This is a genomic window from Kribbella aluminosa, assembly GCF_017876295.1.
Taxonomy (GTDB): Bacteria; Actinomycetota; Actinomycetes; order Propionibacteriales; family Kribbellaceae; genus Kribbella; species Kribbella aluminosa.
Window position 1 is genome coordinate 158,721 of record NZ_JAGINT010000002.1, and the last position, 25,338, is coordinate 184,058.

Below are 25,338 nucleotides of genomic sequence, written 5' to 3' on the forward strand. Positions count from 1 at the left end.
CGGCCGGAAGGAGGCACCGGATGAGCGTCATAGTCCTGAACGCGTCGTACGAACCGCTGCACACCGTCTCGATCCAGCACGCCATCCGGATGCTGGTTCGCGAGGTCGCAGTGGTCGAAGAGGCGCACGGAGAGCGAACTATCGGCCCTTTTCCGGTCCCTCGCGTCCTCCGGCTGGTCCGGTACGTCGTGACGCACTGGCGCTACGCGGCCGGCCGGATGAAGTACAGCAAGCACGGCGTCCTGAGGCGGGACAAGTTCCACTGCGCGTACTGCGGCCTGGAGAACGCCGACACCATGGACCATGTCCAACCCAGGTCCCGCGGCGGCCGCACCGAGTGGCTGAACGCCGTCGCCGCCCACGCCTCGTGCAACGAGCGCAAAGGCAACCGGACCCCGTCCGAGGCCGGCATGCCCCTCCTCTGGCAACCCTGGGTACCAACCCGCGCCGAGCTCGTCATAGACAAATGACGAGCCTTTTTTATGCCCATCCCACTCCCATCGGGCCGCACTCTCGAGATCACCACCGTCACTGACCGCCCGGACCTCGCCCAGGCCACCATCGACGTCGGCACCTGGCCGCCGTTCATGCGACACAACCGAGTCTCCGAGGCGTACTTTCCACAGACGGTCGCCACCTTCCCGTCAACCTGCCTGATCGCCACGTCCGACGGCCGTCCGGTCGGCGACGCCCACGCGGTCCAGCTCTCCTCCGCCGGCCGCGACCCGTTTCCCGCCGGCGGTTGGGAACAGGCCGTCGTATGGGCGTTCACCGATGCCCGCAACAACGTGCGTCCAGAGGTCGCCTGCGCGCTGAACATCAGCGTCGCCCACGACTTCCAGGGCGAAGGTGTCGCCGCACTCCTACTCACCGCCCTTCGCGAAGCCGCGACCAACCTTGGCCTCTTCGCGTTGGACGCCCCGGTCCGCCCGACCCAGAAGCACCTCGACCCCACCCTCGCCATGCACGAGTACGCCGCCCGCACCCGCCCCGACGGCTTACCCACCGATCCCTGGCTCCGCACCCACGTCCGCGCCGGAGGCCGGATCGCCGGTGTCGCGCCCACATCGTGGGTGGTCGCCGGGTCGTTGACCGAATGGCGTAGCTGGACCGGCCTGCCGTTCGACACCACCGGACCGGTCGAGGTCGAAGGCGGACTGGTGCCGGTGGAGTGCGACGTGCCCGCCGATCGCGCCGTGTACGTCGAGCCGAACGTCTGGGTCCGGCACGAGTTCTCCACAGGTTGAAAGTCGTCGGTCGGGGAGGGGGCGAATCGCGGCAAGTTCTTGGGCATGAATCCTCAACTTGCTGTGATGGCGTCGATTCGGGGTGGTGTCTTCACCCGGGCCGACGCGCGTGCTTGCGGATATGCCGACGGTGAGATCGACGCCCTGCTGAGATCCGGCCAGTGGCGGCGGATCCGGCGCGGGACGTATGCCGCTCGCCGATCCCTCATGCTCGTCACCGACGAGGTCCTACACCTGCGTCGCGCCTATCGTGTACTACGCGCCGCTGGACCCGAGGTCTTCGCCAGTCACCAGTCAGCCGCGGCCCTCCATGCCTTGCCTGTCTGGGGTCTCGACCTGACCCGAGTGCACATCACAGCGCCCGACGGCCGGTCCGGGCGACTACGCGGCGTCCACCGGCACATCCGCGACCCGGTGGGCTCCGGCCTCCAACTGTGGAACACACTGCGGATAGTCTCGCCGGCCCGCGCGATCGTCGAAGTAGCAGCGACCGCACCCGCCCTCCCCGCGGTCGTGCTCGCCGACGCCGCGCTCTACACCGGCATGGTCGATCGCCGCACGCTGCACCAGGCGATCACGTTCCTTGACCACGGCAACAAGCGTGCACTCAAGGTCCTGGACCAGCTCACCGGCGCCTCCTCGATCGCGGAGTCGCGCCTGCGTCACATCCTCACCGACGCCGGACTCCCCGCCCCCAGCCCGGCGCCACCACCCGACACCGAGCAGCCGGACCCCGACGACCCGGCCGCCGAAGGCCTGTGGTTCCCCGACGAGCGCACCGTGGTCGAGTTCGAGCCGCGGTTTCCCTTCTACAGCGAGGATTCCGACAACTCACCAACCAGTCCACCGAGCACCGACGGGCCACAACCCGTCGAGCGCTGCTGGATCTCCTGGACCGACCTCGACGACCCCGCGACCGTGGCCGACCGCATCCGAACCACGTTCACCCGAGCAGCCCGCCGCACCGGCATCCGGCATTTCGACCACGCTCGAGCCCGAACATGACGGCCGGGCCTGACACCTGCCGTCTTGCAATCACCGGAGGGAAAGCTCGTCAGGTACTGTCAGTGTGGACAACACGGAGAGGGGGTGCAGTCAGTGGTCCTTCGCCTGGATGTCTCGCCTGAGATGCTGCAGTGGGCCGTTGAGCGCTCCCGCCGGGGCGGAGAAGAAGTCGCGCGGGCAATCCCCCAATTGACCGCGTGGATGACCGGCGAGGGCAGGCCGACGGTCAAGCAGCTTGAGAAGTTCGCGCGGGCTACCTACACGCCTATCGGGTACTTGCTCATGGAGCTACCTCCGGCTGAGGACCTTCCGATTCCAGACTTTCGGACCGCGAGAGATACCGGAGTTGTCGAGCCGAGCCCGAATCTCCTGGACACGATCTACATCTGTGAACAGCGACAGGAGTGGTACGCAGGATTCGCGGCCCGCCACGATCTGGATCCAGTTCCGTTCGTCGGGAGCGCAAGCCCGGCCGATCCGCCTGCTCTGGTCGCCGGGAGCATGCGGGAGATCCTTGGCTTCACATATCAGGCCCGGCAACAGTACAGAACGTGGTCGGACGCGCTACGAAACCTGATCGATCTCGTCGAGGATGCCGGCGTCCTGGTCATGGTCAGCGGCATCGTCGGAAGCAACACCCACCGAGTGCTTGACCCGAAGGAGTTTCGTGGATTCACGTTGATCGACGCCCACGCTCCCCTGATCTTCATCAACGGCGCCGACACCAAGGCCGCTCAGATCTTCACTATGGCCCACGAGCTGGCCCATATCTGGGCGGGGCTCTCTGGCGTTGACAAGCCCGAGCTCGGTTCGTTGGACGACGTCGGGGCTGAGGATCGGCGAACGCTAGAGCGTTGGTGTAACGAGGTTGCTGCGGAGTTCCTGGTTCCGGCCGAGCTGATCCCGGCTGAACTGTCGGGACCGACGTTGACCGACGATCTCGATCGCCTGGCCAGACAGTTCAAGGTCAGCACTCTCGTCGTCTTACGAAGACTTTTCGATGCCGGCACCTTCAGCTGGGACGACTATCAAAGCGCCTATGTCGACGAATTGGCTCGGGTGCTTGAGCTGGCCGGGAACAGCGGCAGCGGTGGAGGCAATTATTACAACACGCAACCGCTGCGGGTCAGCCGTCGGTTCGCGAAGGCGCTGATCTCGGACACGCTGGAGGGACAGACGCTACATCGCCAAGCGTTCCATCTGCTGGGAGTGCGCAAGCCGGCGACCTTCCAGACCTTCGGCGAAGAGCTCGGAGTGGCGTGATGTACGTTCTCGACGCCAACGTCTTCATAAGCGCCAAGAACGCACATTACGGGATGGATTTCGTCCCTGGGTTCTGGACCTGGTTGCGCACAGCGCATGCCTCTGGAGTCGTGTGCTCGGTGGAGGCCGTACGAGACGAACTGCTGGACGGCGCTGACGAACTCGCGGACTGGGTCAGGACCCTGCCTCGGTCGTTCTTCATATCGGTCGATGCCGCAGCGCTGGTCGAACTCCACAAACTCTCGGCATGGTCAAAGCAGACGCCGCAGTACACGCAGGCCGCGGTGGCGACTTTCCTGGCCAGCGCCGACTACTTCCTGGTCGGACAAGCCAGGGCGCTTGGTTTCACTGTTGTTACACATGAGATGCCGGCTCCGGAGTCCAAGAAGCGCATCCTGATTCCGAACGCTTGCGACGCGGTCGGCGCATCCTACTGCCTGCCTTGGAAGTTGCTGAGAGAACAGAGCGTTCGTCTGGTTGTCTGAATCCCGGGCCAGGCACCCCAGGAGCCTGGTCTGGCCGCCCGGTGACTGACCACATCATGGTCAGTCACCCGGGCTTATTGTCAGTCTGACAGCGTTCAGCCGACGTCTGGGAACGTCAGGCGTTCAGCGACGTGCCGGTGGAGCGCAGGTTCTCGCACGCCTCGCCGACGCGCTTCGCCATGCCCTCTTCGGCCGCCTTGCCCCACGCGCGCGGGTCGTAGGCCTTCTTGTTGCCGACCTCGCCGTCGACCTTCAGCACGCCGTCGTAGTTGAGGAACATGTGCGCCGCCGCCGGCCGAGTGAACGCGTACTGCGTGTCGGTGTCGACGTTCATCTTGATGACGCCGTTGTCGACCGCGGCCCGGATCTCCTCGAGCGTCGAGCCGGAGCCACCGTGGAACACCAGGTCGAACGGGCGCTCCTTGCCGACCTTGGCGCCGACCTGCTCCTGGATCTCGGCCAGGATCTCCGGGCGCAACTTGACCGCACCCGGCTTGTAGACGCCGTGCACGTTGCCGAAGGTCAGCGCGGTCAGGTAGCGGCCGTTCTCGCCGGTGCCGAGCGCCTCGACCGTCGCCAGGCCGTCCTCGACCGTCGTGTAGAGCTTCTCGTTGATCTCGTTGGCGACGCCGTCCTCCTCGCCGCCGACGACGCCGACCTCGATCTCCAGGACGATGTTCGCCGCGGCGGCCTTGGCCAGCAGTTCCTTGGCGATCTCCAGGTTCTCGGTCAGCGGCACCGCCGAGCCGTCCCACATGTGCGACTGGAACAGCGGGTTCTCACCGCGGGCGACGCGCTCGGCGGAGATCTCCAGCAGCGGGCGGACGAAGCCGTCCAGCTTGTCCTTCGGGCAGTGGTCGGTGTGCAGCGCGATGTTCACCGGGTAGTTCTTGGCGACCTCGTGCGCGTAGGCGGCCAGCGCGACGGAGCCGGACACCATGTTCCTCACGGTCGGCCCGGACAGGTAGTCCGCACCACCGGTGGAGACCTGGATGATGCCGTCCGAGCCCGCCTCGGCGAAACCGCGGATCGCGGCGTTCAGCGTCTGCGAGGAGCTGACATTGATGGCCGGGTAGGCGAAGCGGTTCTGCTTGGCCTTGTCCAGCATCTGGGCGTAGACCTCAGGGGTTGCAATAGGCATGTCTCGCGGGACTCCTCACAACACAGTTCTTGTGGGTCTTGTGGATTCTGTTCCAGTATTGCCGCCGGGCACCTCGTCGTGACCAGCGGCCCACCTGCCGAGCCGGCCCGGCGGCCGGGGAGCGATCGACAGGGATGCAGACCAGTTGATGAACAGGATCGATCCAGTTCGTGGCGTCCGGATGTCCTCCGGGAGCGGAGGGCGCTCCGGAGCCGGTCAGGCGGACCCGGTTCGCGGACCGCGCGGGGTCAGGGCCATGTGCAGCCGGTAGCGATCGGCACGGTACGCCGACCAGGACAGCTCGACGACCTTGCGGCCGGCGAACGTGGTGCGCTCGAGGACCAGCAGGGGTGCCCGCCGGGCCACGCCGAGCACCCGGGCGACGTGACCGTCGGCGTTGTCCGCCCGGACGGTCTGCTCACCGGAGGTGACGACGACGTCGTACTCACTCGCGAAAACGTCGTACAGAGTGCCGAGCTCGCGGCCGAGCAGGCCGGGGAAGAGCGCGGACGGGTAGTAGCCGACCTCGTAGGCCATCGGCGACGCGTCGGCGGTCCGGAGCCGCTCGACCCGGATCACCTTCGTGCCCTTCGCGACCCGCAGCCCTTTGGAGGTCTCGTCGGAGGCCTCGATCTCGCTCGCCGACAGCACCACGGTGCCGGGCTCGAGCCCGCGGGCCCGCATCTCCCGGGAGAACGAGGTGAGGTGCAGCTGGGAGTCGACCTGAGGGCCGGTGACGAAGGTCCCCTTGCCGTGCACCCGTTCCAGAGCGCCGGACTCGACCAGGTCGCTGATCGCCTGCCGGACGGTCACCCGGGAGACGTTCAGCTTGTCCACCAGGGCGCGCTCGGAGGGGATCGGGTCCCCGGGATGCAGCTCGACGTCGATCAGCCGTTCCAGCACCGATCGGACCTGGGCCCGCTTGGTCGCCACCATGGAATCTCGATCCTCCAGACCTGGACGGACCTCGGGGGTGCCCCGGGGCGCCGCGCACTGCTATGGTGCGCAGCATACCTGTTAAGACCAGATAGGACCAGTGATCGTAGTGGTGTCTGTCCCCGCTCAGGAAACCCGGATGGCGGCCGAGATCGCCGAGCAGCCGGCGGCGCTCGCCGCGACGTTCGAGCATGTTCTGCCGCTGCGGCACGACATCACCCGGCTGGCCGCCGGGCGCCGGAACGTGATCTTCGTGGCCCGCGGCTCCTCGGACAACGCGAGCGTCTACGGCCGCTACCTGACCGAGATCCACGCCGGCCGGCAGGCGTCACTGGCGGCGCCGTCGGTGGCCACGCTGTACGGCGCGAACCTCGACCTCTCGAACTCGCTGGTCGTCGCAGTCAGCCAGTCGGGCGCCACCCAGGAGATCGTCGACACGGCCGAGTGGGCGAAGCGCAACGGCGCCGCGATCGTCGGCATCACGAACGACGGCAACAGCCCGCTGGCGTCGACGGCCGACGTCGCGCTGATCACCCAGGCGGGCAAGGAACTCGCAGTACCGGCCACCAAGACGTACACGACCCAGCTGGCCGCCATCACCGTGGCCGTCGACGCGCTGGCGCCGCGCCCGGGGACACTGGACGCGGACATCGCCCGGGTTCCGGACGCGGCGACCAAGATGCTGTCGGGTTCGGTCGAGGCGGCCGCGGATCTGCTGGCGGGTGCGCACGACGTGCTCGCGAGCGGGCGGGGGCTGACCTTCGGTACGACGCTCGAGGTGGCACTGAAGCTCGAGGAGACCTGCCTGCAGCCGGTCCGCGGACTCTCGTACGCCGACCTCAAGCACGGCCCGATCGCGGTCGTCGACTCCGACCTGGTGACGATCCTGGTCGCGGCCGGCGAAGGCCCCGCACTGCCCGGCATGACCGAGCTGGCCGGCCTGGTGCGCGAGAAGGGCAGCAAGATCCTCGGCATCGGCGGCGACCCGACGTTCGCGGCCCGCTGCGACGTGAACCTGGTGGGCCCGGACCTTCCCGAGACGCTCGCGCCGCTCGCACTGGTCATCCCGGCCCAGCGCGCCATCGAGCTCCTGGCCCGCAAGCTCGGCCTCGACCCGGACGCGCCTCGCGGACTCCGCAAGGTCACCCAGACCGACTGAACAAAGTGCTCACTGGGTGAGCACTTTGGCTGGAATCGTGGTGGTCATCAACCAGGAAGACCTGAGAGAGGACCACCACGATGTTGCGAGGACTTGCGACCGTCAGCTTCTACGCCGCCGACGTGAAGGCGGCGCGGGACTGGTACGAGAAGCTGCTGGGCGTCGAGGCGTACTACGCCGTGCCCAGTGCGGAGGACCCGGCGTACGTGGAGTTCCGGATCGGCGATCTGCAGGCCGAGCTGGGGATCATCGACGCCAAGTACGCGACACATCAGGTCGGGGCGGCGGCCGGCGCGATCATGTACTGGCACGTCGACGACCTCGCGGGCACGCTCGCCCGGCTGATCGAGCTGGGTGCGACCGTCAACGAGGACATCGTTGAACGAGGCAACAACACCGGCTTCCGGACCGCCTCCGTCGTCGACCCGTTCGGCAACCTGCTCGGCATCATGACCAACCCCCACTACATCCAGGTCCTCGAGGACCTCAGAAGTCGATCCGCATAACGGCGCGACGGGACCTTCCGAGGCCCACGACTCCTTGGGGAGCATCCGGAAGCGCTGGCTCCAGCAGCGGGCGGTGTCTCCGGCCTCGCCGAAGATCGCCTGCAGATCGCTCCACGTCGCCTGATCGGCCGGGACGACGGTGAGCTGCTCGGACCGGACAGCTTCGCGCGAACCCACCGGGCGCACGCACGGACCGGGCGCACGCACGGACTGGGACCGCGCCCCACGAGGAGCCGAACTTCGCGGCAGCGGCTCGCAAGGCGGCGCCGGTTTCGGGCGGCACGGTCACGAAGTAGTACGGCGCCGGGCCGCGATGTGCCCGTAGACGCGTTGGTTGCCATCGGCTAGCCTGAATTTCGTTGAAAGAAGAACTATTTGCTGAGCGAAATCGCAGCGGAGCAGCTGATGCCTCGTCCAGTCGAGTTCTCACCGGGCTCGTTCGTCCACACGTTCTGGCCGGGGCGGGTGGTGTTCGGGGCGGGCACGCTGGCGCAGGTGGGCGACGAGGTGGCGGCCCTCGGGGTACGTCGGGTCCTCGTCGTAGACACCAGGTCCGCACGAGCCGCAGCCGACGCGGTCGAACAGCAGTTGGGCGACCGGTTCGCCGGCCGGATCGACGGTGTCACCCAACACGTCCCCACCGAACTCGCGAACGCCGCCCGCGCCACAGCACGCGACCTCAACGCCGACGCAATCGTCGCCATCGGCGGCGGCTCAGCAATCGGCCTCGCAAAAGCCGTCGCCCTCACAAGCGCGGGTGGTGGAGTGGTGATTGTTGCAGTGCCCACTACCTATGCAGGGTCGGAGATGACGCCGGTGTGGGGCGAGACGGCTGGTGGGAGTAAGGCGACGGGGGTGGATTCGCGGGTGTTGCCGCGGGTGGTGGTTTATGACGCGGCGTTGAGTCGGGGACTGCCGGTGAAGGTGACTGCGGCGAGTGTGGCGAATGCGATGGCGCATTGTGTGGAGGCGGTGTGGACGCCGCAGGCTGATCCGATCACCGAGGCGATCGCGGTCGAGGGGGTACGGGCGTTGGCTGCCGGTCTGCGGGCGGTACTGGTGGAGCCTGAGGATTTAGATGCTCGGGGCAAGCTTCTGTACGGCGCCTGCCTGGGAGGCTCGGCGCTGGCGACGGCCGGCACCGGTCTGCATCACAAGCTGTGCCATTTGCTTGGCGGCACCTACAACCTGCCACACGCGGAGACCCACGCCGCAGTACTTCCACAGGTGGCCCGCATCAAAGCGCCCACGGTCCCGCAAAGCGCCGCCCGTCTCGCAGCCGCGCTGCGTGAAGACCCGAGGAATACCACGGATGCTGGCGATGGTGGGTTGGGGCGGGAGTTGTTCGAGTTGTTTCGGGGGGCGGGGGTGGCTGTGAGTTTGCGGGAGTTGGGGTTGGCGCGGGGGCAGGTGGATGAGGCGGTTGTGGGGTTTGGGGAATCGGTGGGTGTGGGTGACGAGGTGGTGCGGGAGATTCTGGTTCGGGCTTGGGACGGTGTGCGGCCTTGAGGAGGGTGGATGGATCTGCAGGGTGGTGAGTTGACGGATGCGGTGGTGGGCAGTTTCGCGGGTAGTGGGAGCGAGCGCTACAAGGAAGTGATGAGCGCGCTGGTGCGGCACCTGCATGCGTTTGCGCGGGAGGTGGATCTCAGCGAGGACGAGTACTTCGCGGCGATCGGCTTCCTGACCAGGACGGGGCAGATGTCGACCGGGACGCGGCAGGAGTTCGTACTGCTGGCGGACGTGCTCGGGCTCTCGATGCTGACCGTCGGCCTGGGAAACCGGAAGCCGCCGGAGGCCACACAGTCGACCGTGTTCGGGCCGTTCTTCGTCGAGGGATCGCCGGAGGTGCAGCTCGGTGACGACATCTCGAACGGCGCCCCGGGACAGCCGTGCCTGGTGAGCGGGCGGGTCCTGAACATCAAGGGCGAGCCGGTCGCCGGCGCGCTGGTCGAGACCTGGCAGGCCGACGAGGACGGGTTCTACGACGTACAGAAAGACCTCGATCGTCCGCAGAATCGTGCGCACCTGACAACCGATGCCGATGGCAACTACAGGTTCTGGGCGGTGAAGCCGGTCGCGTACCCGATCCCGAGCGACGGCCCGGTCGGCGAGCTGCTGCGCGCCGGCGGGCGCGGTCCGATGCGACCGGCGCACATCCACTTCATGGTCACCGCTCCTGGATACGCACGGCTGATCACGCATGTCTTCGCGGCCGGCGACGAGTACCTCGACACCGACGCGGTGTTCGGCGTGAAGCAGTCGCTCATCGCGGACTTCGCCGAGCACCCGGCCGACGCCACGGCTCCGGACGGCACGTCGCCCGGAAGGCCTTTCTACACAGTCGATTACGACCTCGTACTCGCGACCACCGAGGAGACCCGGCGCTGATCACCACCGATGCGCTGATCGTCGACCGCGGCGCCGCCTCGCTGTTCCTACCGACCTTCGCGCCCGGCCGGGTGTGCAAGAAGACGGCACGTCATGGTCAGCTGGGCAGGGCAGGCAGAACTACTAGGCCGCTGACGAGGTGTTCGAGCGGAGGATCTTGTCCAGGATTGCTGAGATCTCCGCGGTCTCGGCGTCCAGGAGGGTGATCAGGGCGACGCGCGACGTTTCCGAGCGTGCTTCGAGGGCGGCCGCGCTCAGTGCGCGGACGGTGCCCAGTTCGTGTATCAGTTCGTCCCACAGTGCGTTCATCGACAAAACCCCCATGTTCCCCGTCGCCAACGCCGGGCGACGAGAAGGCCTCACTTCTGTCGTCAATAACAACGGAGAGGCGTGGCCGAAGGTTACGAACTCGTCAAGAATTGCCATCCGTTCGCCGGGACCACCGGCGTGTCGGCGAGCGGAAACTGCTGGTCCTGGTCCGACACGTTGAGCAGCACCAGGACCCATTCGTCACCGTGCGTACTCCGCAGCGCGATGGTCTCATTGGTCAGGTGCTCGACGGTCGTCCGGGCGCGCACGAGCCACGGATGACGCCGCCGTACGCCGATCAGCTCCTGATGCAGGCGGTACGTCGGCCACCCGTACGGCGCCAGTTCGTCCGGATCGCTGGGGAACGCCGGCCGGATCGCGTCGTCCCCGCCGGCGCGCTCCTCCTTCAGGCCGCGGAACGCCTGCTCGTCCCCCGCATACACACTCGGTACGCCGCCGACCGCGAACAGGATCGCCAGCGCATGGCCCAGGTGCCGCTCGTCCGAGAGCCGCGTCGCCAGCCGGGTCACGTCGTGGTTGCCGACGAAGGTCTGCGGTACGAACGCGTCGAGCAGCGCGTTGTGCCGCCCGAGCGCGTACGACAGCTCGAAGAAGTTGCGGTCGTTGAGCGAGCTCCAGATCGCCTTCCACAGTTCGTACTGCGTGACGGAGTCGAGCCCGCTCTTCTCTACGTACGCCGTGTAGTCGCGGTGGATGACCTCGCCGAAGTACCAGACGTCCCGGTCCCGCGGCAGCACGGTGCGCCAGAACTCGGGCGGTACGGCGTACGCGGCATCGAGGCGCCACGCGTCGACGCCGCGGTTGTTCCAGTACCGGAGCACGTCGCCGACGTACTGCGCGACCTCGGGGTTGCCGTGGTCCAGCGCCACCAGATGCTCGTGCCCCTCGAACGTGTCGCCACCGCGGAACCACTCCGGATGCGTGAACGACCGGGCGACATGGTTGAAGACGCCGTCGAGAGCGACCCGGAGACCGCGGGCGTGCGCGGCGGCGATCAGGCGGTCGAAGTCGGCGTCGTCGCCGAGGCGCGGGTCGATCCGGAAGTGGTCGACCGTGTCGTACCCGTGGGTCTCCGAGGCGAAGACCGGGCCGAGGAGCAGCCCCGAGCAGCCGAGGTCGATCGCGTAGTCGAGCCAGTTCTCCAACCGGGGCAGGCGATGCACGACGCCCGGCACCGCGGCAGGCTCGGCTCCGGTGAAGCCGAGCGGGTACAGGTGCCACCAGATCGCGTGGTCAGGCCACATGACGCCTCCTCAGCATCAGCGTAGGGATGATCGCGAGCAGGCAGCCGATCACGGTGTCGACCAGGCGGTACCCGATCGTCGAGAATTCCGGCGTACGGCCGAGATCCATCAGCAGGACGACGAGCGGGGTCATGATCGTCGCGTAGGCGGCGTAGTTGCGCTCCTTCAGCAACGGACGGAGACCGGCCAGTACGCCGGCCACGGCGACGATCAGCCAGGACGGCGGCACCCAGAGGACGAGTGCACCGCCGAGCAGTACGCCGGCGCAGGTGCCGAGGCAGCGTTGCGTTGCCCGGAGCAAGGATCCGCCGCGGCGCCGGACCACGATCACCACGGCGAGCGCGATCCAGTACGACCTCTGCTGGTGCCAGAACGCGCCGATCGTCATCGCGACCGCCAGCGGCGGGACGAGGCGTACGGCGTACTGCCACCCGTCGAAGGTCCGCAGGTTTCCCCGCCAACGCCGCCAGAGCTGCCGGTACGTCGGGCCACCCGCGACCTCCGGAGCGAGAAACGGCGCGGCTGCCACCGACAGCACGATCGCCCAGAGCACACCAACCGCGAACCAGCGCGCAACCTGCCACACATCCGCTCCACCGAGACCCGTCGCCATCACAAGGAAGGTGAGAAACCGCGCTGCCGCCTCAGCCGTCCCCCGGCTGAACCCACCGACCACGGCGGCGACTGCGGCAAGCAGCACCACACCGACGCCGCCCCACCACCCTCGACCGCCCAACCACACCCCAGCAACCGCCCCCGCCGTCACAACGACTCCAACGGCACTTTGTGCACCGGCCAACCATGAAAACCGCTCGCGGATGGTCGGTGGGGGCACAAAGTTGCCGATTGCCAGGGAGCCGAGGGCGGCGAAGGAGGCTTGGGCGAGGTGGTCGGTGGCGACGCCGTACACGACGAGTCCGGTCATGGCGAGGGCAGCGGCGACCAGGCGAGCCGGAGGGACGGGTGTCTCTCGCGACCAATGGACGATGCTCATTGTAAGCTGAGCTTAGCATTAGTAAGCGGCAACCCATGAGGAGTAGTAAGTGGAAGCGTATGAAACGGCGGTTGCGCTGCGGCGGGCGAGTACGCGGTTGGCGCTGCGGTTGCGGGCTGAGCGGACCGGTGACGGCCTCGGCAGCACCGGCGTCGCCGTGCTCGGGCAGCTGCACCGGCGGGGCAACCTCACGGCGAGCGAGATCGCCGCGGCGGAGCGAGTCCAGCCGCAGTCCCTCACGCGGGTGCTGGCGAGCATCGAGGAGCAGGGGCTGATCAAGCGCCACCAAGACCCGCACGACCGCCGGCGCCAGACGATCGAGCTCACCACGGCTGGCCGCGAGCTTCTGAAACACCACATGAAGAGCTCGGACGACTGGCTGGCGGAGGCGATCTCGCAGCGGCTCAATCCGACGGAGCAGGCTGTGCTGCAGCTGGCGGCAGGGATTCTGGATCAGCTGCTGGACGGCTGACCGAAGGTGTGGTGGCGGATCCAGGCGTGCATGGCGATCGCGGCGGCGGCACTGGCGTTGATCGAGCGGGTGGATCCGAACTGGGCGATCGAGAGGACCGAGGTGCAGACCTGGTGGGCCTCATCTGTCAGCCCAGGACCCTCCTGACCGAAGAGCAGTACGCAGCCCTGGGGGAGGTCGTAGGTCTCCAGGGGAACTGAGCCCGGGAGGTTGTCTATGCCGATGATCGGGAGACCCAGCTCCGAGGCGTAGGCGGCCAGGTCGGCCAGCGTCGGGTGGTGGCGGACGTGTTGGTAGCGGTCGGTGACCATGGCGCCACGGCGGTTCCATTTGCGGTTGCCGACGATGTGGACCTCGGCGGCCAGGAAGGCGTTCGCGGTCCGGACCACCGAGCCGATGTTCAGGTCGTGCTGCCAGTTCTCGATCGCGACATGGAACGGGTTCCGTTGCCGGTCCAGGTCGGCGACGATCGCCTCCAGCTTCCAGTACCGGTACTTGTCCACCACGTTCCGCCGGTCGCCGTGGGCGAGCAGCTCCGGATCGAGCCGCGGGTCGTCCGGCAGATCGCCCGTCCAGGGGCCGACGCCGACCTCGTTCTGCCCCACCATGTCCGCTCCGCGTACGTCACTGCTCAGCTCGTGCACAGGTGGGGACGCTACCCTGTCCGCGTGCTTCCTCTTGTCGCGATGCTGATGCCCTCCTGGATGAACCCGGAGTACCTGCTGAACTGGCTGGGTGACTGGGCCCTCTGGGGCACGCTACTCGTCGTGTTCATCGAGTGCGGGGTGCTGTTCCCGATCCTGCCCGGTGACTCGCTGCTGTTCGCGGTCGGCCTGTTCATCGCGCAGGGCTCGATCCACGTGCCGCTCTGGCTCGCCTGCATCCTGCTCACGGTGGCCGCGTTCCTCGGCAACGTGTCCGGCTACTACATCGGCCGGTTCCTCGGTACGTCGTTGTTCAAGAACCCGAACGCCCGGTTCCTGAAGCCGAAGTACATCGAGCAGACGCACGAGTTCTTCGACCGGTACGGTCCGCGCGCGCTGGTGCTGGCCCGGTTCGTGCCGATCGTCCGGACGTTCATCACGATCGTCGCCGGGGCCGGGCGGATGGACCCGAAGAAGTTCTTCCTGTGGACCGGCGTCGGCGCGGTGATCTGGGCGCCGGGCATCACGCTGCTCGGGCACGCGCTCGGCAACGTGCAGTTCATCCACAAGAACCTCGAGGCCGCGCTGGTCGTGCTGGTGCTGATCTCGCTGATCCCGATGTTCGTCGAGTACTTCCTCGCCAGGCGCCGCAACCGCAAGAAGAACGACGCCGCCGGCGACACGCCCCGGCACGCGGCCCCTCGGTGACGAACGGCTAGTGGCCGAACGGGAAGTGCGGCTCGGACCAGACCCAGTCGGTGCTGAGCAGCTTCAGGTCGGCGATCTCCACCGGGCCGGTCGGTAGCGGGCCGACCACCTGACCGGAGCCGAGGGCACAGGCCACCCGGATCCGGTCAGCCGCCTGGTACCAGACCAGCGCCCCCCGTGGCGCAGCCCCTTCACGGAGCAGGGCGTGGTGGTCGAGCCAACTCACCGCATCGGCCGCGTCGTGCCAGCCGCTGTCGTGCGCGTAGCCGAAGGCCATCCGCTGGAACTTCAGCGTCCAGTCCAGCCACGCCGCCGAACCGACACGTTCGAGCTGCCAGTTCAGCGCCGCCTCGGTGTCCCGCGGGTTCGCCACCCGCGGGACGTTCCGGCGCTCCACGGCAACCTCCCCCCAGGCCATAGGTATCCTCCCCGATCCCCCGTCCTCGGCCGGTCTTGCCGTGGCTTGCCACGAACCCTGCCGTGCGCGGATACAGCCGCCGTACATTGCTAGCCGGCCGCGACGCCCGCCTCGGATCCGACCAGCAGCCGGCGGCAGTCTGCGGCGGCCGCGTCGTTGCCGGCCTGCTGCCACACCCGCGCGGCGCGTTCGAGGGTACGGCGGGCACTGTCCAGGCTGCCGGTGGACAGGTAGAGCTCGCCGAGGTATTGCGCCGCCTGGCCCTCCACGCTGCGGTCGCCCAGCCGGTGGCCGACGTCGATCGCTTCCAGCAGGGTCTTCCGGGACGCAGCCACCTCACCGCGTTCCATCAAGGCCCGCCCGAGCAGCGCCCGGGTGTACGCCGCGCAGTGGTCGTCGCCCATCCCGTCGAAGATCGCCAGCGCCTTGCGCAGCTGCCGGACCGCCTCGTCGTGCCGCCCCTGGTGGACCCGGAGCGCCGCGATCCGCCGCCGTACTTTGGCCTCCCGGTGCGCGTCTACGCGCCGTACGGCGATCAGGAACGCCTGCGCCAGGTATGTCCGGGCGGTGGCCACTTCGCCGCGGACCAGGTACACGTTCGCGGCCGCGGTCCGGGCCAGGGCCTCGGCGTTCGCGTTGCCGTCCTCGACGAACGCCTCGATCGCCTTCTCGTACTGCGCCAGCCCGGCGTCCCGCTCGCCGCGTTCCCGCAGCCAGGTGCCGAGCCCGACGGCCGCGACGCCTTCACCGAGCCGGTCGCCGACCTCGGCGAACCCCTGCGCGGCCGCGTCGAAGTGCCGGCGGGCGGTGTCCCAGTCGTCCTGGTAGACCGCGAGCTGACCGAGGTTCCGGTGCATGATCGCCTCGCCGTGCCGGTCGCCGCACGCGATCGCGCTTCGCAGCCCCTGCTGGTGCGAGCCGTTCCAGTCGTCGAAGCCGGCCCGCAGGTCCAGGTACGGTCCCCAGGCGGCGGCGATCCGCCACGCGTGCTCGTGCAGCCCGTTCTGGGCCGCGGCCCGGATCGCCGGCACGAACGTGCTGCGCTCGCTGTCGAACCACGCGATCGCATCGGTCTCGGTGAACGGCGACGGGTCCGGCGCCGTCAGCGGACCCGTGTGCTCGAGGACGCCGAAGTACTCGAACGACAAGGCGTTGTTGGCACGGCGGATCTTGTTCAGGATCGCGTCGACGACCGTCTCGACGTCCCGTACCGCCTGCGCGCGCTGCTCGTCCGTACCGACCCCGAGCGCGTGCAGCCGGAGCAGGTCGTGCACCCGGTACCGCGCCGTACCGCGGTGGTCGACCGAGCTGATCCGGACCAGGTTGACCTCGATCAGCCGGTCCAGACTGCGCCGTACGGCGGCCGGCGACGCGACCGCCTCCAGCGCCCGCGCCGAGAAGACGCCGACCGCGAAGTGCCCGATCAACCGGTACAACCGGGCTTCCTCAGGGCTCAACGCGTCGTAGCTGAGGTCCGCACTGGTCCGTACGGCGAGCTCACCGATGCTCAGCTCGTCCAGCCGGGAGGTCTCGTCCCGCAACCGCCGCGCCAGCTCACGCGCGCTCAGGTCGGGCCGTTGCGCCAGGCGGCTGCCGACGATCCGGATCGCCAGCGGCAGGTTCGCGCAGGCGCTGAGGATCTCCTCGGCCTCCGGCGACGACGGGTCGATCCGGTCGGGGCCTGCGACCGACGCGAGCAACCTGGCCGCCTCGCGGTCGTCGAACGTGTCGAGCGGCGTACTCTCCGCGCCGGCCAGGTCCATCAGCCGGTTGCGGCTCGTCACCACCACGGCCGACGCGCCGGTACCGGGCATCAGCGGGGTCACCTGACCGGCGGTCGCCACGTCGTCCAGGATGATCAGCACCCGGCGGCTGGCCAGCTCGGACCGCAGCATCGCGGAGCGCCGCTCGGGATCCGTGGGGATCGCGAAGTCCGGCAGGTTCAGGCTGAGCAGCAGGTCCGTGAGTGCACCGGCCGGGTCGCGTGGGTGCGTCGCGCCGTGCATGTCAAGGTAGATCTGGCCGTCCGGGAAGTACTCCCGGACCAGGTGCCCCAGCCGTACGGCCAGCGAGGTCTTGCCGGTACCTGGTGCGCCGGAGATGACAGCCACCGGCGGCCGCACCGGGTCGCGGCCGCAGACCAGGTCCCGCAACTGTTCTAGGAGCTCCTGGCGTCCGCTGAAGTCAGCCAGGTCCAGGGGCAGCTGGCTGGGAGGCCGTACCGGGTCCTTGAGCTCAGGAGCGGCCATGGGTCCTGGCGGCGCCGTCTGGCTCGGGCGGTCCGCCGTACGGTCTGCCGGGATACCCGGGTTGGGCCAGTTGGCCGAGCGGCCGTTCTCGGCACGGGCGCCGGCAGCCTCCAGCTCAGGGCCTGGCTTGATGTCCAGCTCGTCGGCAAGCGTCTGTACGGCCTTCGCGTACGCCGCCCGTGCCTCACCCACGCGGCCCGCGGCGACAAGCGCGTCCACCAGGCGGCGCCACAGCTGCTCGTCGTACGGGTCCTCGGTGAGCCGTGCACTCAGCAGTACGGCGGCGCCGCTCGCGTCGCCGTACTCCAGCCGGAGGTCGAGCAGGCTGTCGACAAGGCCGCGGTGTTGCGCCTCCAGGCGAGCGATCGAGCCCTCCCAGGCCGCCGGCATCGCCAGGTCCTCGAGCGGACGGCCGCGCCACAGCGAGTATGCCCGGGACAGCGCCTGCATCGCCTGACGGCCGTCACCGGCGTCCCGCAGGTGCCCGCCCTCGGCGAGCAGCGACTCGAACAGGCTGGCATCGAGCTCGTCGACGCCCACCTCGATGCTGTAGCCCGCCGCCGACGTGTCGATCGGCGCGGGCAGCCCGGCGTCCTGCAGCACTCCGCGGAGCGCGCGGACGTACGTCCGGATGTTGGCGGTGGCGGACCGCGGCGGGGTGTTCTCCCAGAGCGCGTCCGCGATCAGGTCGGTGGAGACGAACCGGTTCGGGTGCAGCAGCAGGGTAGCCAGCAGTTGCCGCGGCTTGGCGGCCTTCAGCGGCTGGCCCTGCGCGTGGACGAGGCGCAGAGGTCCGAGGATCCCGTACCTCAGACTGTCCACTCGCCCGACCTCTCCTCTTGAACCGACCTATCGTGGCATCCCGGCGTACCTGCCGTGAAGGCCGATGTACGCCGGATGTATGTCACTGCGACAGGGTTGCCGCAGGTACCGGGGGGAGGACAGGCCCGGAGGTGACGACTTGACCGCCGTCACACCGGGCCTGGCACTGGGAGCGAGTCCGGGATCGGGGGACCTGGATCACGGGGAACCGGTGCCTACTGGCCACCGGTGAATGGCGGCTGACCGTCCTGTGGCGCGGGGGAACCCGCAGGCGGCCCGCCCACCGGTGGCTCTCCCTGGTACGGCGGCTGCTGCGGCGCGGGGTAACCGCCCTGCCCCGGCTGGCCCTGGTACGGGGGCTGCTGGGCCGGCTGCTGCTGGTAAGGCTGCTGCGCGGGGATCTGCTGCTGCGGGTAGCCCTGCTGGTAGTTGCCCTGGTCACCCGGCATCTGCGGGTGGATCTGGCCCGACGACGGCGCGCCCGGCTGCATCTGCGGCGGCGCCTGCTCACCGGCGACCGACCCGATGGTGCCGAACGAGACCTGCGGGACCGCGCGGACCTGCTCGTCCTTGACCTCGAAGTACCCGGCCTTCTCGAACTTGAAGCCGTTCGCGATCAGGTTCGACGGGAACGCCTCGATCCGGGTGTTGTAGTCGCCGACGTTCGCGTTGTAGAACCGGCGGCCGGCCGCGATCCGGTCCTCGGTGTCGGTCAGCTCGCGCTGCAGACCGAGGAAGTTCTGGTTCGACTGCAGCTGCGGGTACTGCTCGACCGAGATCATCATCTGACGCAGCGCGCCGGACAGCTCACCCTCCGCCGCGGCCCGCTGCTCCGGGTTCGCGCCCTGGGTGTTCACCGCCTGGGTGCGCAGCCGCGCGACCTCCTCGAACACGTGCCGCTCGTGCGCGGCGTACGCCCGGACCGTCTCGACCAGGTTCGGGATCAGGTCGTACCGGCGGTGCAGCTCGACGTCGATCTGCCGCCACGACTCCTGGATCAGGTTCCGCTGCTTGACGAACCGGTTGTACGACGTGATCAGCAAGAGCGCCACGATGACGACGACCGCGACGATCGCGATGATGACCCAAAGCATGACAAGAGCTCCCGAGAGTTGGCAGTGCTGCAGCCGACTCTACGGGTAGGCAGGTCCGCCCGATTGTTACTGCCTGCGGGGGTCGACGCCTGCGTAGTCGCGCCAAACGTACGGCGGGACCTGCTGCAGAACCTGTTCCAGCAGCGAGAGCCGGTTCATCACCTCGTTCGGCTCGTGCGTGCCCTTGTCCCAGCCGACCAGCGAGTTTCCCTCGATCCGCCAGCCGATCTCGCCGCGGGCCAGCAGCAACTCCATCATCCGCGGCGTCACCACCGCGTGCCCGAACCGCTCGTCGTCGGCCTTCACCCGGAACGCCCGGTTGAACTGGTCGCTCTCGAACTGCAGGTCCCGGAACCCGAGCGCGTTCGCCACCGCGCCGCCGAAGATGCCCTCGTGCGTCACCTCCAGGTGCGGCAGCGCGCCCGGCAGCTGCAGCACCACGACGCCGAACTTGTGCGTGGTCGTCGTACGGCGGCCATTCGAGTCGGTCGAATGCGTCTCGTAGCTGTAGTCGAAGGCAACCATCTGGTGCCCGTTGAACGGCCCGGACAGCACGTTCTTGACCCGCCAGTGGTCACCGGTGCTGAACGGCGTACCGCCCCACTGGCCCGCCAGCGAGTCGTTGGACTCGAGGTACGACCAGCCCTGCTGGCTCGCGAACCCGGCGAACTCCTCGCGGCGCTTCTTGGCCCGGTAGTAGTTGAAGTAGAGGACACCTCCGCAGATCGCCAGCACCAGCAGGCCGATGAGCACCGTGTTCAGGTGCATCAGTTCAGTCCCAGGTCCTCGAGTCCGAACACGGTCCGGTATTCCAGCCCTTCCGCCTCGACCCGTTCCTGCGCGCCGGTCGAGCGGTCCACGATCACCGCGACCGCGACCACCTCGGCGCCGGCCTCGCGGAGCGCCTCGACCGCGGTCAGTACCGACCCGCCGGTCGTCGACGTGTCCTCGACCGCGAGCACCCGGCGGCCCTTCACGTCCGGGCCTTCGATCCGCCGCTGCAGACCGTGCGTCTTCTCGGCCTTCCGTACGACGAACGCGTCCAGCGTCCGGCCCTCCTGGGCGGCCGCGTGCAGCATCGACATCGCGACCGGGTCCGCGCCGAGGGTGAGGCCGCCGACCGCGTCGTACTCCAGGTCCTTGGTCAGCTCGAGCATCGCCGGGCCGATCAGCGGCGCCGCGGCCGCGTCGAGCGTGATCCGCCGCAGGTCGACGTAGTAGTCGGCTTCCTTCCCGGAGGCCAGCGTCACCCGCCCGTGCACGATCGCCTTGCTCTTGACCTGCTCCAGCAGTGCGTCCCGGTCGTAGCTCATGAGCCTTGAGCTTAGATGACGGCCGGTCCGCGGGGCGTGTCTCCCGATCCCATGCCCTACTTCTTGCTGACCTTGACCAGGTGACCGAAGGCGACCGAGCGGTCCGGGGAGTGGAACAGGTCCTGGCAGGTGGTCAGCGTGATGATCGAGCGGGTCGGGGCCGTACGCCGGCCCGGGACCGGGTTCAGTACCCAGCCGTCGGACGGCTTCACCGTCAGGTCGCGAGGCGAGCCGTCCAGTTCGTAGGTGTAGACGGCGCCGGCGGTCTCGACGACGACCTGGTCGCCTTTGTTCAGGTCGAGCAGTCTGCGGAACGGTGAGCCGTGCGTGACCCGGTGGCCCGCGATCGCGAAGTTCCCCGGCTGACCGGGCAGCTGGGTCTGCGGATAGTGCCCGATCCCGCGGGCCAGGTCGTCCGGGGCGACGCCCTCCACGATCGGCTTCTCCCAGTCGGCGCCGAACTTCGGGATCCGCAGCAGCGCGAGCGGCTGCCCGGCCTCGGGCGTAACCGCGACGGCCGGCTTCCGCCACTGCTCGCGGAGCGTCTCCTCGGCCTTCCCCATCTGCTGGTTCGCCGCGATCCCCGTCCCGAAGTACTGCCAGCCGATCCAGCCGAGCACCCCGAGCCCGCCCAGCAGGAACACGATCCCGAGCCCCCTGATCACTCTCCGCACATGGCTAGTATGCAGCTAGCCTGTAAAGGCTGTGTACGACGTGTCGATGGACGCGGGTGGTTGCCCCGGACGACGATGTGGGCATGAAGGCGCTGGTACTGCTTTGAAAGCGTTGGTGAAGGCCGAGGCGAAGCCCGGCCTGTGGTTGCAGGACGTACCCGAGCCGAAGATCGAGGCCGACGAGGTACTGATCAAGGTCCTCCGCACCGGGTTGTGCGGCACCGACCTGCACATCCAGAACTGGGACCCGTGGGCGCAGAAGAACGTTCCGGTGCCGATGGTGACCGGGCACGAGTTCTGCGGCGAGGTCGTCGAGGTCGGCGTCGGGGTCCGGGACGTCGCGGTCGGTGACCTGGTCAGCGGCGAGGGCCACCTGGTCTGCGGCCGCTGCCGGAACTGCCGCGCCGGGCGCCGGCACCTCTGCATCAAGACCCGCGGGCTCGGCGTCCACGTACCGGGAGCGTTCGCGGAGTACGTCGCCCTGCCGGCGATGAACGCGTGGGTCCACAAGGACCCGGTGGACCTCGACGTCGCCGCGATCTTCGACCCGTTCGGCAACGCCGTACACACAGCGCTGTCGTTCCCGCTGGTCGGCGAGGACGTGCTGATCACCGGCGCCGGGCCGATCGGCGTGATGGCCGCCGCGGTCGCGCTGCACGCCGGTGCCCGGAACGTGGTGATCACCGACCTGTCGGAGTACCGGCTGGAACTGGCCCGGAAGATCGGCGTCACCCGTGCGGTGAACGTCGCCGAGGAGACGATCGCGCAGGCCCAGCAGAGCCTCGGGATGCGCGAGGGGTTCGACGTCGGGATGGAGATGTCCGGGCAGCCGGCCGCGCTCCGGGACCTGCTCGCGAACATGACGCACGGCGGGAAGGTCGCGATGCTCGGGCTGCCGGCCGACGAGATCGCGATCGACTGGGGCACCGTGGTGCTGAACATGCTGACCATCAAGGGCATCTACGGCCGGGAGATGTTCGAGACCTGGTACTCGATGTCGGTGATGCTGGAGCGCGGGCTGGACCTGACGCCGGTGATCACCCACCGGTTCGGGTACGGCGACTTCGAGCGCGCGTTCGACGTCGCCCGGCAGGGGCAGTGCGGCAAGGTGATCATGGACTGGACGGCTGACACGCTGGAGGAGAAGCACTGATGTTCGGGCGGATGCGGGACGACCTGACGGCGACCATCGGCGAGATCCGGGACGCCGGGCTGTACAAGTCCGAGCGGGTGATCACGTCGCCGCAGCAGGCGTTGATCTCGGTTGCCACCGGCAACGAGGTGCTCAACTTCTGCGCGAACAACTACCTCGGGCTGTCCGACCACCCGGAGGTCGTCGCCGCGGCGAAGGAAGCCCTCGACCGGTGGGGCTTCGGGCTGTCCTCGGTGCGCTTCATCTGCGGCACCCAGCAGATCCACAAGGACCTGGAAGGTGCCCTGAGCAACTTCCTCGGCACCGAGGACACCATCCTCTACAGCTCCTGCTTCGACGCGAACGGCGGCCTGTTCGAGACGCTGCTCGGCGCCGAGGACGCGATCATCTCCGACGAGCTGAACCACGCCAGCATCATCGACGGCGTCCGGCTGTCGAAGGCCAAGCGCTACCGGTACAAGAACCGCGACATGGCCGACCTGGAGGCACAGCTCAAGGACGCGGCGGACGCGCGGTACCGGCTGATCGCCACCGACGGCGTGTTCTCGATGGACGGGTACGTCGCCCCGCTGGACGAGATCTGCGACCTGGCCGAGCGCTACGACGCGCTGGTGATGGTCGACGACTCGCACGCGGTCGGCTTCGTCGGCCCGGACGGCGCCGGTACGCCGTCGTTGTTCGGCGTGAAGGACCGCGTCGACATCGTCACCGGCACCCTCGGCAAGGCGCTCGGCGGCGCGTCCGGCGGGTACGTCGCCGCCCGCCGCGAGATCGTCGAGCTGCTCCGGCAGCGGTCCCGCCCGTACCTGTTCTCGAACTCGCTGGCCCCGTCGGTGACCGCCGCGTCGCTGAAGGCCCTGGAACTGATCGGCAGCTCCAGCGCCCTCCGCGACAAGCTCGCCGCGAACACGAAGCTCTTCCGCGCCAAGATGACCGAGGCCGGCTTCGACGTCCTCCCCGGCGACCACCCGATCTCCCCGGTGATGATCGGCGACGCCGCGGCAGCCGGCCGCCTGGCCGACAAGCTCCTCGACCTCGGCATCTACGTCATCGGCTTCTCGTACCCCGTGGTTCCCCAGGGCAAGGCCCGCATCCGCGTCCAACTCTCCGCTGCCCACTCCACCGAGGACGTAGAACGCGCGATCGCAGCCTTCACCGAGGCCCGCACCGCCCTCAGCTGAACACCCGCCACCAGCTGCGGCACCATCGTGGTACCACACCCTGGTACCATTTCGGCATGGCTATGAATCTCCGACTCCCGGACGAGACCGCCGCCGCGCTGCAGGCTGAGGCCGAGCGCACCGGTCAGTCTCAGCAGCAGATCGTCCGGGAAGCTCTCGGTCGACGCCTGCACGTGATCGACCACGAAGCAATGGAGGCTCAGATGACCGACCGGCAGCGTGCCTGGAGCACTCTCGCAGTGCAGCCCGCGCGGGTTCCCTACCGCAAGGTGCGACCGCGGCTCCAGCTACGGAAGGGCGAGACCAGCCTCGACCTGCTCGGTCGGGACGACCGCTTCTGATGCGGGTGTACTTCGACAGCAGCGCGTTGATCAACAGAGTCGTCGCCGAGCCGGAGTCGGACGCACTGGTCGACTTCCTCGACGAATGCTACGAACGGGGCGATGTCGTGGCTTCGTCGTCGCTCGCGTGGGTCGAGGTCTCCCGCGCCGTGCTCGCGCGGGTGAAGTCGCCGGGCGACGCGGGTGAGCTGATCGAGAGCGCGATGTCCGGAATCGACGAGCGTCCGACGTCGGCGGACGTGGTCAGCGTCGCCCGACGGATCGAGCCGCTGATCCTGCGCAGCCTGGACGCACTGCACCTGGCGACCGCGGTCCTGATCGACGCCGATGTCGTGGTCACGTACGACGATCGCTTGGCCGAGGCCTGCCGGCGGAATGCTCTTGCCGTCACGTCGCCGGGGCGCGGCTGACATTTGTCGGTGGTGGCAGGGAGGATGCGGACATGGTGGTGATGAGTGGGCGGGCGGTCAATCGGGCGACGTTGAGTCGGCAGTTGTTGCTGGGGCGGGAAGGTGTGGCGGCAGCTGACGTGGTCGGGCGGTTGGTGGGGATGCAGGGGCAGGAGCCGAAGCATCCGTACGTCGGGTTGTGGTCGCGGGTCGTCGGGTTCGAGGAAGCGGAGTTGGATCGGGCCGTTGCCGAGCGGGAGGTTGTGCGCGGGACGATGTTCCGGGGCACGCTGCATCTGGTGACCGCGGCGGACTACCTGCGGTTCCGGGTGACGGTGGCGCCGGTGCTGGAGGCCGGGTTGAAGGTGCTCGCGGACCGGGCCGCGGGGCTGGAGCCGGACAAGGTCGTTGCGGCGGCGGAGAAGCTGCTGGCGAAGGAACCGTTGACGTTCACCGAAGTACGGGACGCTCTGCTGCTGCAGTTCCCGGACGTGAACGAGCGGGCGCTCGGGTTCTGCACGCGGATGCTGGTGCCGCTGGTGATGTACCCGGCCGACGTCCGCTGGTCCTGGACGGCGAACTCGAAGTTCACGCCCGCCGAGGAGTGGATCGGCAAACAGTTGCACCCAGACGCGGAGCCCGCAGAGCTCGTCACCAGGTATCTCGCGGCGTTCGGTCCCGCGACACCGGCGGACTTCCAGACCTGGTCCGGCCTGCAGAAGGCCAAGCCGCTGTTCGACACGCTCGACCTGGAGACCTTCGAGGACGAGACCGGCAAGACGCTGTACGACGTACCGGACGCGACCCGGCCGGACGCGGACACGCCCGCGCCGGTGCGGTTCCTGCCGGAGTTCGACAACCTGCTGCTGTCGCACGCGAAGCGGGAGCGGATCATCGCCGACGAGCACAAGCCGGCCGTGTTCACGAAGAACCTCCGGGTCAAGGCGACGGACACCGTGGACGGCTTCGTCGCCGGGCTGTGGACGAGCGAGCAGAAGCGTGGTGTGGCCACTCTCACGCTGACGCCGTTCGGCAAGACGCTCAAGAAGACCCAGGCCGAGCTCGAGCGGGAAGGCAGCGCGCTGCTCCGGTTCCTGGAACCCAACGCCAAGTCCTATGCGGTGGTTACTGCCGGTTAATGAGGTTGTTGTCACACGTCAGATGACTGGGCCGGAAACC

Annotated in this window: 28 protein-coding genes; 16 read left to right on the forward strand and 12 right to left on the reverse strand. The window is 68.4% G+C overall.

Annotated features, from left to right (window positions below; genetic code table 11):
- Positions 1-20 precede the first annotated feature (20 nt).
- The 5 genes from JOF29_RS22030 to JOF29_RS22050 all read left to right on the forward strand — a co-directional run bounded on the left by JOF29_RS22030 (position 21) and on the right by JOF29_RS22050 (position 4,000).
- Positions 21-470, forward strand: a complete 450-nt coding sequence (locus JOF29_RS22030) for an HNH endonuclease (RefSeq protein ID WP_209696385.1) — start codon at positions 21-23, stop codon at positions 468-470.
- 12 nt (positions 471-482) lie between these two features.
- Complete coding sequence (locus JOF29_RS22035; RefSeq protein ID WP_209696386.1) at positions 483-1,247, forward strand: N-acetyltransferase; 765 nt, start codon at positions 483-485, stop codon at positions 1,245-1,247.
- A 66-nt stretch (positions 1,248-1,313) separates the two neighbouring features.
- Positions 1,314-2,252, forward strand: a complete 939-nt coding sequence (locus JOF29_RS22040; protein ID WP_209696387.1) for a type IV toxin-antitoxin system AbiEi family antitoxin domain-containing protein — start codon at positions 1,314-1,316, stop codon at positions 2,250-2,252.
- An 84-nt stretch (positions 2,253-2,336) separates the two neighbouring features.
- Positions 2,337-3,515 carry an ImmA/IrrE family metallo-endopeptidase gene (locus JOF29_RS45480; RefSeq protein ID WP_209696388.1) on the forward strand — a complete coding sequence of 393 codons (1,179 nt, stop codon included), beginning with the start codon at positions 2,337-2,339 and terminating at the stop codon, positions 3,513-3,515.
- Positions 3,515-4,000, forward strand: a complete 486-nt coding sequence (locus JOF29_RS22050; RefSeq protein WP_209696389.1) for a DUF4411 family protein — start codon at positions 3,515-3,517, stop codon at positions 3,998-4,000. Before JOF29_RS45480 ends, JOF29_RS22050 begins: the two co-directional genes overlap by 1 nt.
- A gap of 115 nt (positions 4,001-4,115) precedes the next feature.
- On the opposite strand, the gene fbaA is transcribed toward JOF29_RS22050, so the two are convergent.
- Together fbaA and JOF29_RS22060 are read right to left on the reverse strand one after the other, a co-directional pair.
- Positions 4,116-5,141, reverse strand: a complete 1,026-nt coding sequence (fbaA, locus tag JOF29_RS22055; RefSeq protein ID WP_209696390.1) for a class II fructose-bisphosphate aldolase — start codon at positions 5,139-5,141, stop codon at positions 4,116-4,118.
- A gap of 216 nt (positions 5,142-5,357) precedes the next feature.
- Complete coding sequence (locus JOF29_RS22060) at positions 5,358-6,077, reverse strand: GntR family transcriptional regulator (RefSeq protein ID WP_131335995.1); 720 nt, start codon at positions 6,075-6,077, stop codon at positions 5,358-5,360.
- A 139-nt stretch (positions 6,078-6,216) separates the two neighbouring features.
- Between JOF29_RS22060 and JOF29_RS22065 the strand changes: the two genes are divergently transcribed.
- The 4 genes from JOF29_RS22065 to JOF29_RS22080 all read left to right on the forward strand — a co-directional run bounded on the left by JOF29_RS22065 (position 6,217) and on the right by JOF29_RS22080 (position 10,133).
- Positions 6,217-7,236 (forward strand): SIS domain-containing protein, encoded by a 1,020-nt coding sequence (locus tag JOF29_RS22065; RefSeq protein ID WP_209696391.1) that lies wholly within the window; start codon positions 6,217-6,219, stop codon positions 7,234-7,236.
- An 80-nt stretch (positions 7,237-7,316) separates the two neighbouring features.
- Positions 7,317-7,742: a VOC family protein gene (locus JOF29_RS22070; protein ID WP_209696392.1), complete on the forward strand. Its 426-nt coding sequence runs from the start codon at positions 7,317-7,319 to the stop codon at positions 7,740-7,742.
- 375 nt (positions 7,743-8,117) lie between these two features.
- Positions 8,118-9,251, forward strand: coding sequence for a maleylacetate reductase (locus JOF29_RS22075; protein ID WP_209696393.1), 1,134 nt, complete (start codon positions 8,118-8,120; stop codon positions 9,249-9,251).
- Between the two features lie 9 nt (positions 9,252-9,260).
- On the forward strand, positions 9,261-10,133 hold the full coding sequence (locus JOF29_RS22080) for an intradiol ring-cleavage dioxygenase (protein ID WP_209696394.1): 873 nt from the start codon (positions 9,261-9,263) through the stop codon (positions 10,131-10,133).
- A 123-nt stretch (positions 10,134-10,256) separates the two neighbouring features.
- Here the strand turns inward: JOF29_RS22080 and JOF29_RS22085 are convergent, their stop codons facing one another.
- The 3 genes from JOF29_RS22085 to JOF29_RS22095 form a co-directional block, all read right to left on the reverse strand.
- Positions 10,257-10,442 carry a hypothetical protein gene (locus JOF29_RS22085; RefSeq protein WP_209696395.1) on the reverse strand — a complete coding sequence of 62 codons (186 nt, stop codon included), beginning with the start codon at positions 10,440-10,442 and terminating at the stop codon, positions 10,257-10,259.
- Positions 10,443-10,534: 92 nt separating this feature from the next.
- Entirely contained in the window at positions 10,535-11,707 is a 1,173-nt protein-coding gene (locus JOF29_RS22090; protein ID WP_209696396.1) for an alpha-amylase family protein, read from the reverse strand.
- On the reverse strand, positions 11,697-12,701 hold the full coding sequence (locus JOF29_RS22095) for an FUSC family protein (protein WP_209696397.1): 1,005 nt from the start codon (positions 12,699-12,701) through the stop codon (positions 11,697-11,699). The genes JOF29_RS22090 and JOF29_RS22095 overlap by 11 nt, the downstream gene beginning before the upstream one ends.
- Positions 12,702-12,750: 49 nt before the next feature.
- On the opposite strand from JOF29_RS22095, the gene JOF29_RS22100 reads away from it, so the two are divergent.
- Positions 12,751-13,173 carry a MarR family winged helix-turn-helix transcriptional regulator gene (locus tag JOF29_RS22100; RefSeq protein ID WP_209696398.1) on the forward strand — a complete coding sequence of 141 codons (423 nt, stop codon included), beginning with the start codon at positions 12,751-12,753 and terminating at the stop codon, positions 13,171-13,173.
- On the opposite strand, the gene JOF29_RS22105 is transcribed toward JOF29_RS22100, so the two are convergent.
- On the reverse strand, positions 13,155-13,781 hold the full coding sequence (locus JOF29_RS22105) for a TrmH family RNA methyltransferase (RefSeq protein WP_209699932.1): 627 nt from the start codon (positions 13,779-13,781) through the stop codon (positions 13,155-13,157). The genes JOF29_RS22100 and JOF29_RS22105 overlap by 19 nt on opposite strands.
- A gap of 60 nt (positions 13,782-13,841) precedes the next feature.
- Between JOF29_RS22105 and JOF29_RS22110 the strand changes: the two genes are divergently transcribed.
- Positions 13,842-14,525, forward strand: coding sequence for a DedA family protein (locus tag JOF29_RS22110; RefSeq protein WP_307863597.1), 684 nt, complete (start codon positions 13,842-13,844; stop codon positions 14,523-14,525).
- A 7-nt stretch (positions 14,526-14,532) separates the two neighbouring features.
- Here JOF29_RS22110 and JOF29_RS22115 read toward each other — a convergent pair whose 3' ends face one another.
- From JOF29_RS22115 to JOF29_RS22140, 6 genes are all read right to left on the reverse strand, one after another.
- Positions 14,533-14,943 carry a hypothetical protein gene (locus JOF29_RS22115; RefSeq protein ID WP_209696399.1) on the reverse strand — a complete coding sequence of 137 codons (411 nt, stop codon included), beginning with the start codon at positions 14,941-14,943 and terminating at the stop codon, positions 14,533-14,535.
- Positions 14,944-15,032: 89 nt separating this feature from the next.
- Positions 15,033-18,014: an AfsR/SARP family transcriptional regulator gene (locus JOF29_RS22120; RefSeq protein ID WP_209696400.1), complete on the reverse strand. Its 2,982-nt coding sequence runs from the start codon at positions 18,012-18,014 to the stop codon at positions 15,033-15,035.
- A gap of 215 nt (positions 18,015-18,229) precedes the next feature.
- Positions 18,230-19,108, reverse strand: coding sequence for a LemA family protein (locus JOF29_RS22125; protein WP_209696401.1), 879 nt, complete (start codon positions 19,106-19,108; stop codon positions 18,230-18,232).
- A 66-nt stretch (positions 19,109-19,174) separates the two neighbouring features.
- Positions 19,175-19,876, reverse strand: coding sequence for a hypothetical protein (locus JOF29_RS22130; protein WP_245359368.1), 702 nt, complete (start codon positions 19,874-19,876; stop codon positions 19,175-19,177).
- On the reverse strand, positions 19,876-20,421 hold the full coding sequence (gene pyrE, locus JOF29_RS22135; protein WP_209696402.1) for an orotate phosphoribosyltransferase: 546 nt from the start codon (positions 20,419-20,421) through the stop codon (positions 19,876-19,878). The genes JOF29_RS22130 and pyrE overlap by 1 nt, the downstream gene beginning before the upstream one ends.
- Before the next feature lie 56 nt (positions 20,422-20,477).
- Positions 20,478-21,095 carry a class E sortase gene (locus JOF29_RS22140; protein ID WP_307863598.1) on the reverse strand — a complete coding sequence of 206 codons (618 nt, stop codon included), beginning with the start codon at positions 21,093-21,095 and terminating at the stop codon, positions 20,478-20,480.
- A 103-nt stretch (positions 21,096-21,198) separates the two neighbouring features.
- On the opposite strand from JOF29_RS22140, the gene tdh reads away from it, so the two are divergent.
- Genes tdh through JOF29_RS22165 form a run of 5 tightly spaced genes read left to right on the forward strand, consistent with a single transcriptional unit; the run spans position 21,199 to position 25,298 of the window.
- Positions 21,199-22,248 (forward strand): L-threonine 3-dehydrogenase, encoded by a 1,050-nt coding sequence (gene tdh, locus JOF29_RS22145; protein WP_209696403.1) that lies wholly within the window; start codon positions 21,199-21,201, stop codon positions 22,246-22,248.
- Complete coding sequence (locus JOF29_RS22150) at positions 22,248-23,429, forward strand: glycine C-acetyltransferase (RefSeq protein WP_209696404.1); 1,182 nt, start codon at positions 22,248-22,250, stop codon at positions 23,427-23,429. Before tdh ends, JOF29_RS22150 begins: the two co-directional genes overlap by 1 nt.
- 56 nt (positions 23,430-23,485) lie before the next feature.
- Complete coding sequence (locus tag JOF29_RS22155; protein ID WP_209696405.1) at positions 23,486-23,770, forward strand: ribbon-helix-helix protein, CopG family; 285 nt, start codon at positions 23,486-23,488, stop codon at positions 23,768-23,770.
- On the forward strand, positions 23,770-24,180 hold the full coding sequence (locus JOF29_RS22160) for a type II toxin-antitoxin system VapC family toxin (RefSeq protein WP_209696406.1): 411 nt from the start codon (positions 23,770-23,772) through the stop codon (positions 24,178-24,180). Before JOF29_RS22155 ends, JOF29_RS22160 begins: the two co-directional genes overlap by 1 nt.
- A gap of 32 nt (positions 24,181-24,212) precedes the next feature.
- On the forward strand, positions 24,213-25,298 hold the full coding sequence (locus tag JOF29_RS22165; protein ID WP_209696407.1) for a winged helix DNA-binding domain-containing protein: 1,086 nt from the start codon (positions 24,213-24,215) through the stop codon (positions 25,296-25,298).
- Positions 25,299-25,338 lie beyond the last annotated feature (40 nt).

Bases quoted from the DNA above. Each gene is read 5' to 3' on its own strand.
- JOF29_RS22030 (WP_209696385.1), top strand. From the start codon at position 21: ATGAGCGTCATAGTCCTGAACGCGTCGTACGAACCGCTGCACACCGTC.
- JOF29_RS22035 (WP_209696386.1), top strand. From the start codon at position 483: ATGCCCATCCCACTCCCATCGGGCCGCACTCTCGAGATCACCACCGTC.
- JOF29_RS22040 (WP_209696387.1), top strand. From the start codon at position 1,314: ATGGCGTCGATTCGGGGTGGTGTCTTCACCCGGGCCGACGCGCGTGCT.
- JOF29_RS22050 (WP_209696389.1), top strand. From the start codon at position 3,515: ATGTACGTTCTCGACGCCAACGTCTTCATAAGCGCCAAGAACGCACAT.
- fbaA (WP_209696390.1), bottom strand. From the start codon at position 5,141: ATGCCTATTGCAACCCCTGAGGTCTACGCCCAGATGCTGGACAAGGCC.
- JOF29_RS22060 (WP_131335995.1), bottom strand. From the start codon at position 6,077: ATGGTGGCGACCAAGCGGGCCCAGGTCCGATCGGTGCTGGAACGGCTG.
- JOF29_RS22065 (WP_209696391.1), top strand. From the start codon at position 6,217: ATGGCGGCCGAGATCGCCGAGCAGCCGGCGGCGCTCGCCGCGACGTTC.
- JOF29_RS22070 (WP_209696392.1), top strand. From the start codon at position 7,317: ATGTTGCGAGGACTTGCGACCGTCAGCTTCTACGCCGCCGACGTGAAG.
- JOF29_RS22080 (WP_209696394.1), top strand. From the start codon at position 9,261: ATGGATCTGCAGGGTGGTGAGTTGACGGATGCGGTGGTGGGCAGTTTC.
- JOF29_RS22085 (WP_209696395.1), bottom strand. From the start codon at position 10,442: ATGAACGCACTGTGGGACGAACTGATACACGAACTGGGCACCGTCCGC.
- JOF29_RS22090 (WP_209696396.1), bottom strand. From the start codon at position 11,707: ATGTGGCCTGACCACGCGATCTGGTGGCACCTGTACCCGCTCGGCTTC.
- JOF29_RS22095 (WP_209696397.1), bottom strand. From the start codon at position 12,701: ATGAGCATCGTCCATTGGTCGCGAGAGACACCCGTCCCTCCGGCTCGC.
- JOF29_RS22105 (WP_209699932.1), bottom strand. From the start codon at position 13,781: ATGGTGGGGCAGAACGAGGTCGGCGTCGGCCCCTGGACGGGCGATCTG.
- JOF29_RS22115 (WP_209696399.1), bottom strand. From the start codon at position 14,943: ATGGCCTGGGGGGAGGTTGCCGTGGAGCGCCGGAACGTCCCGCGGGTG.
- JOF29_RS22125 (WP_209696401.1), bottom strand. From the start codon at position 19,108: ATGCTTTGGGTCATCATCGCGATCGTCGCGGTCGTCGTCATCGTGGCG.
- JOF29_RS22130 (WP_245359368.1), bottom strand. From the start codon at position 19,876: ATGCACCTGAACACGGTGCTCATCGGCCTGCTGGTGCTGGCGATCTGC.
- pyrE (WP_209696402.1), bottom strand. From the start codon at position 20,421: ATGAGCTACGACCGGGACGCACTGCTGGAGCAGGTCAAGAGCAAGGCG.
- JOF29_RS22150 (WP_209696404.1), top strand. From the start codon at position 22,248: ATGTTCGGGCGGATGCGGGACGACCTGACGGCGACCATCGGCGAGATC.
- JOF29_RS22155 (WP_209696405.1), top strand. From the start codon at position 23,486: ATGGCTATGAATCTCCGACTCCCGGACGAGACCGCCGCCGCGCTGCAG.
- JOF29_RS22160 (WP_209696406.1), top strand. From the start codon at position 23,770: ATGCGGGTGTACTTCGACAGCAGCGCGTTGATCAACAGAGTCGTCGCC.
- JOF29_RS22165 (WP_209696407.1), top strand. From the start codon at position 24,213: ATGGTGGTGATGAGTGGGCGGGCGGTCAATCGGGCGACGTTGAGTCGG.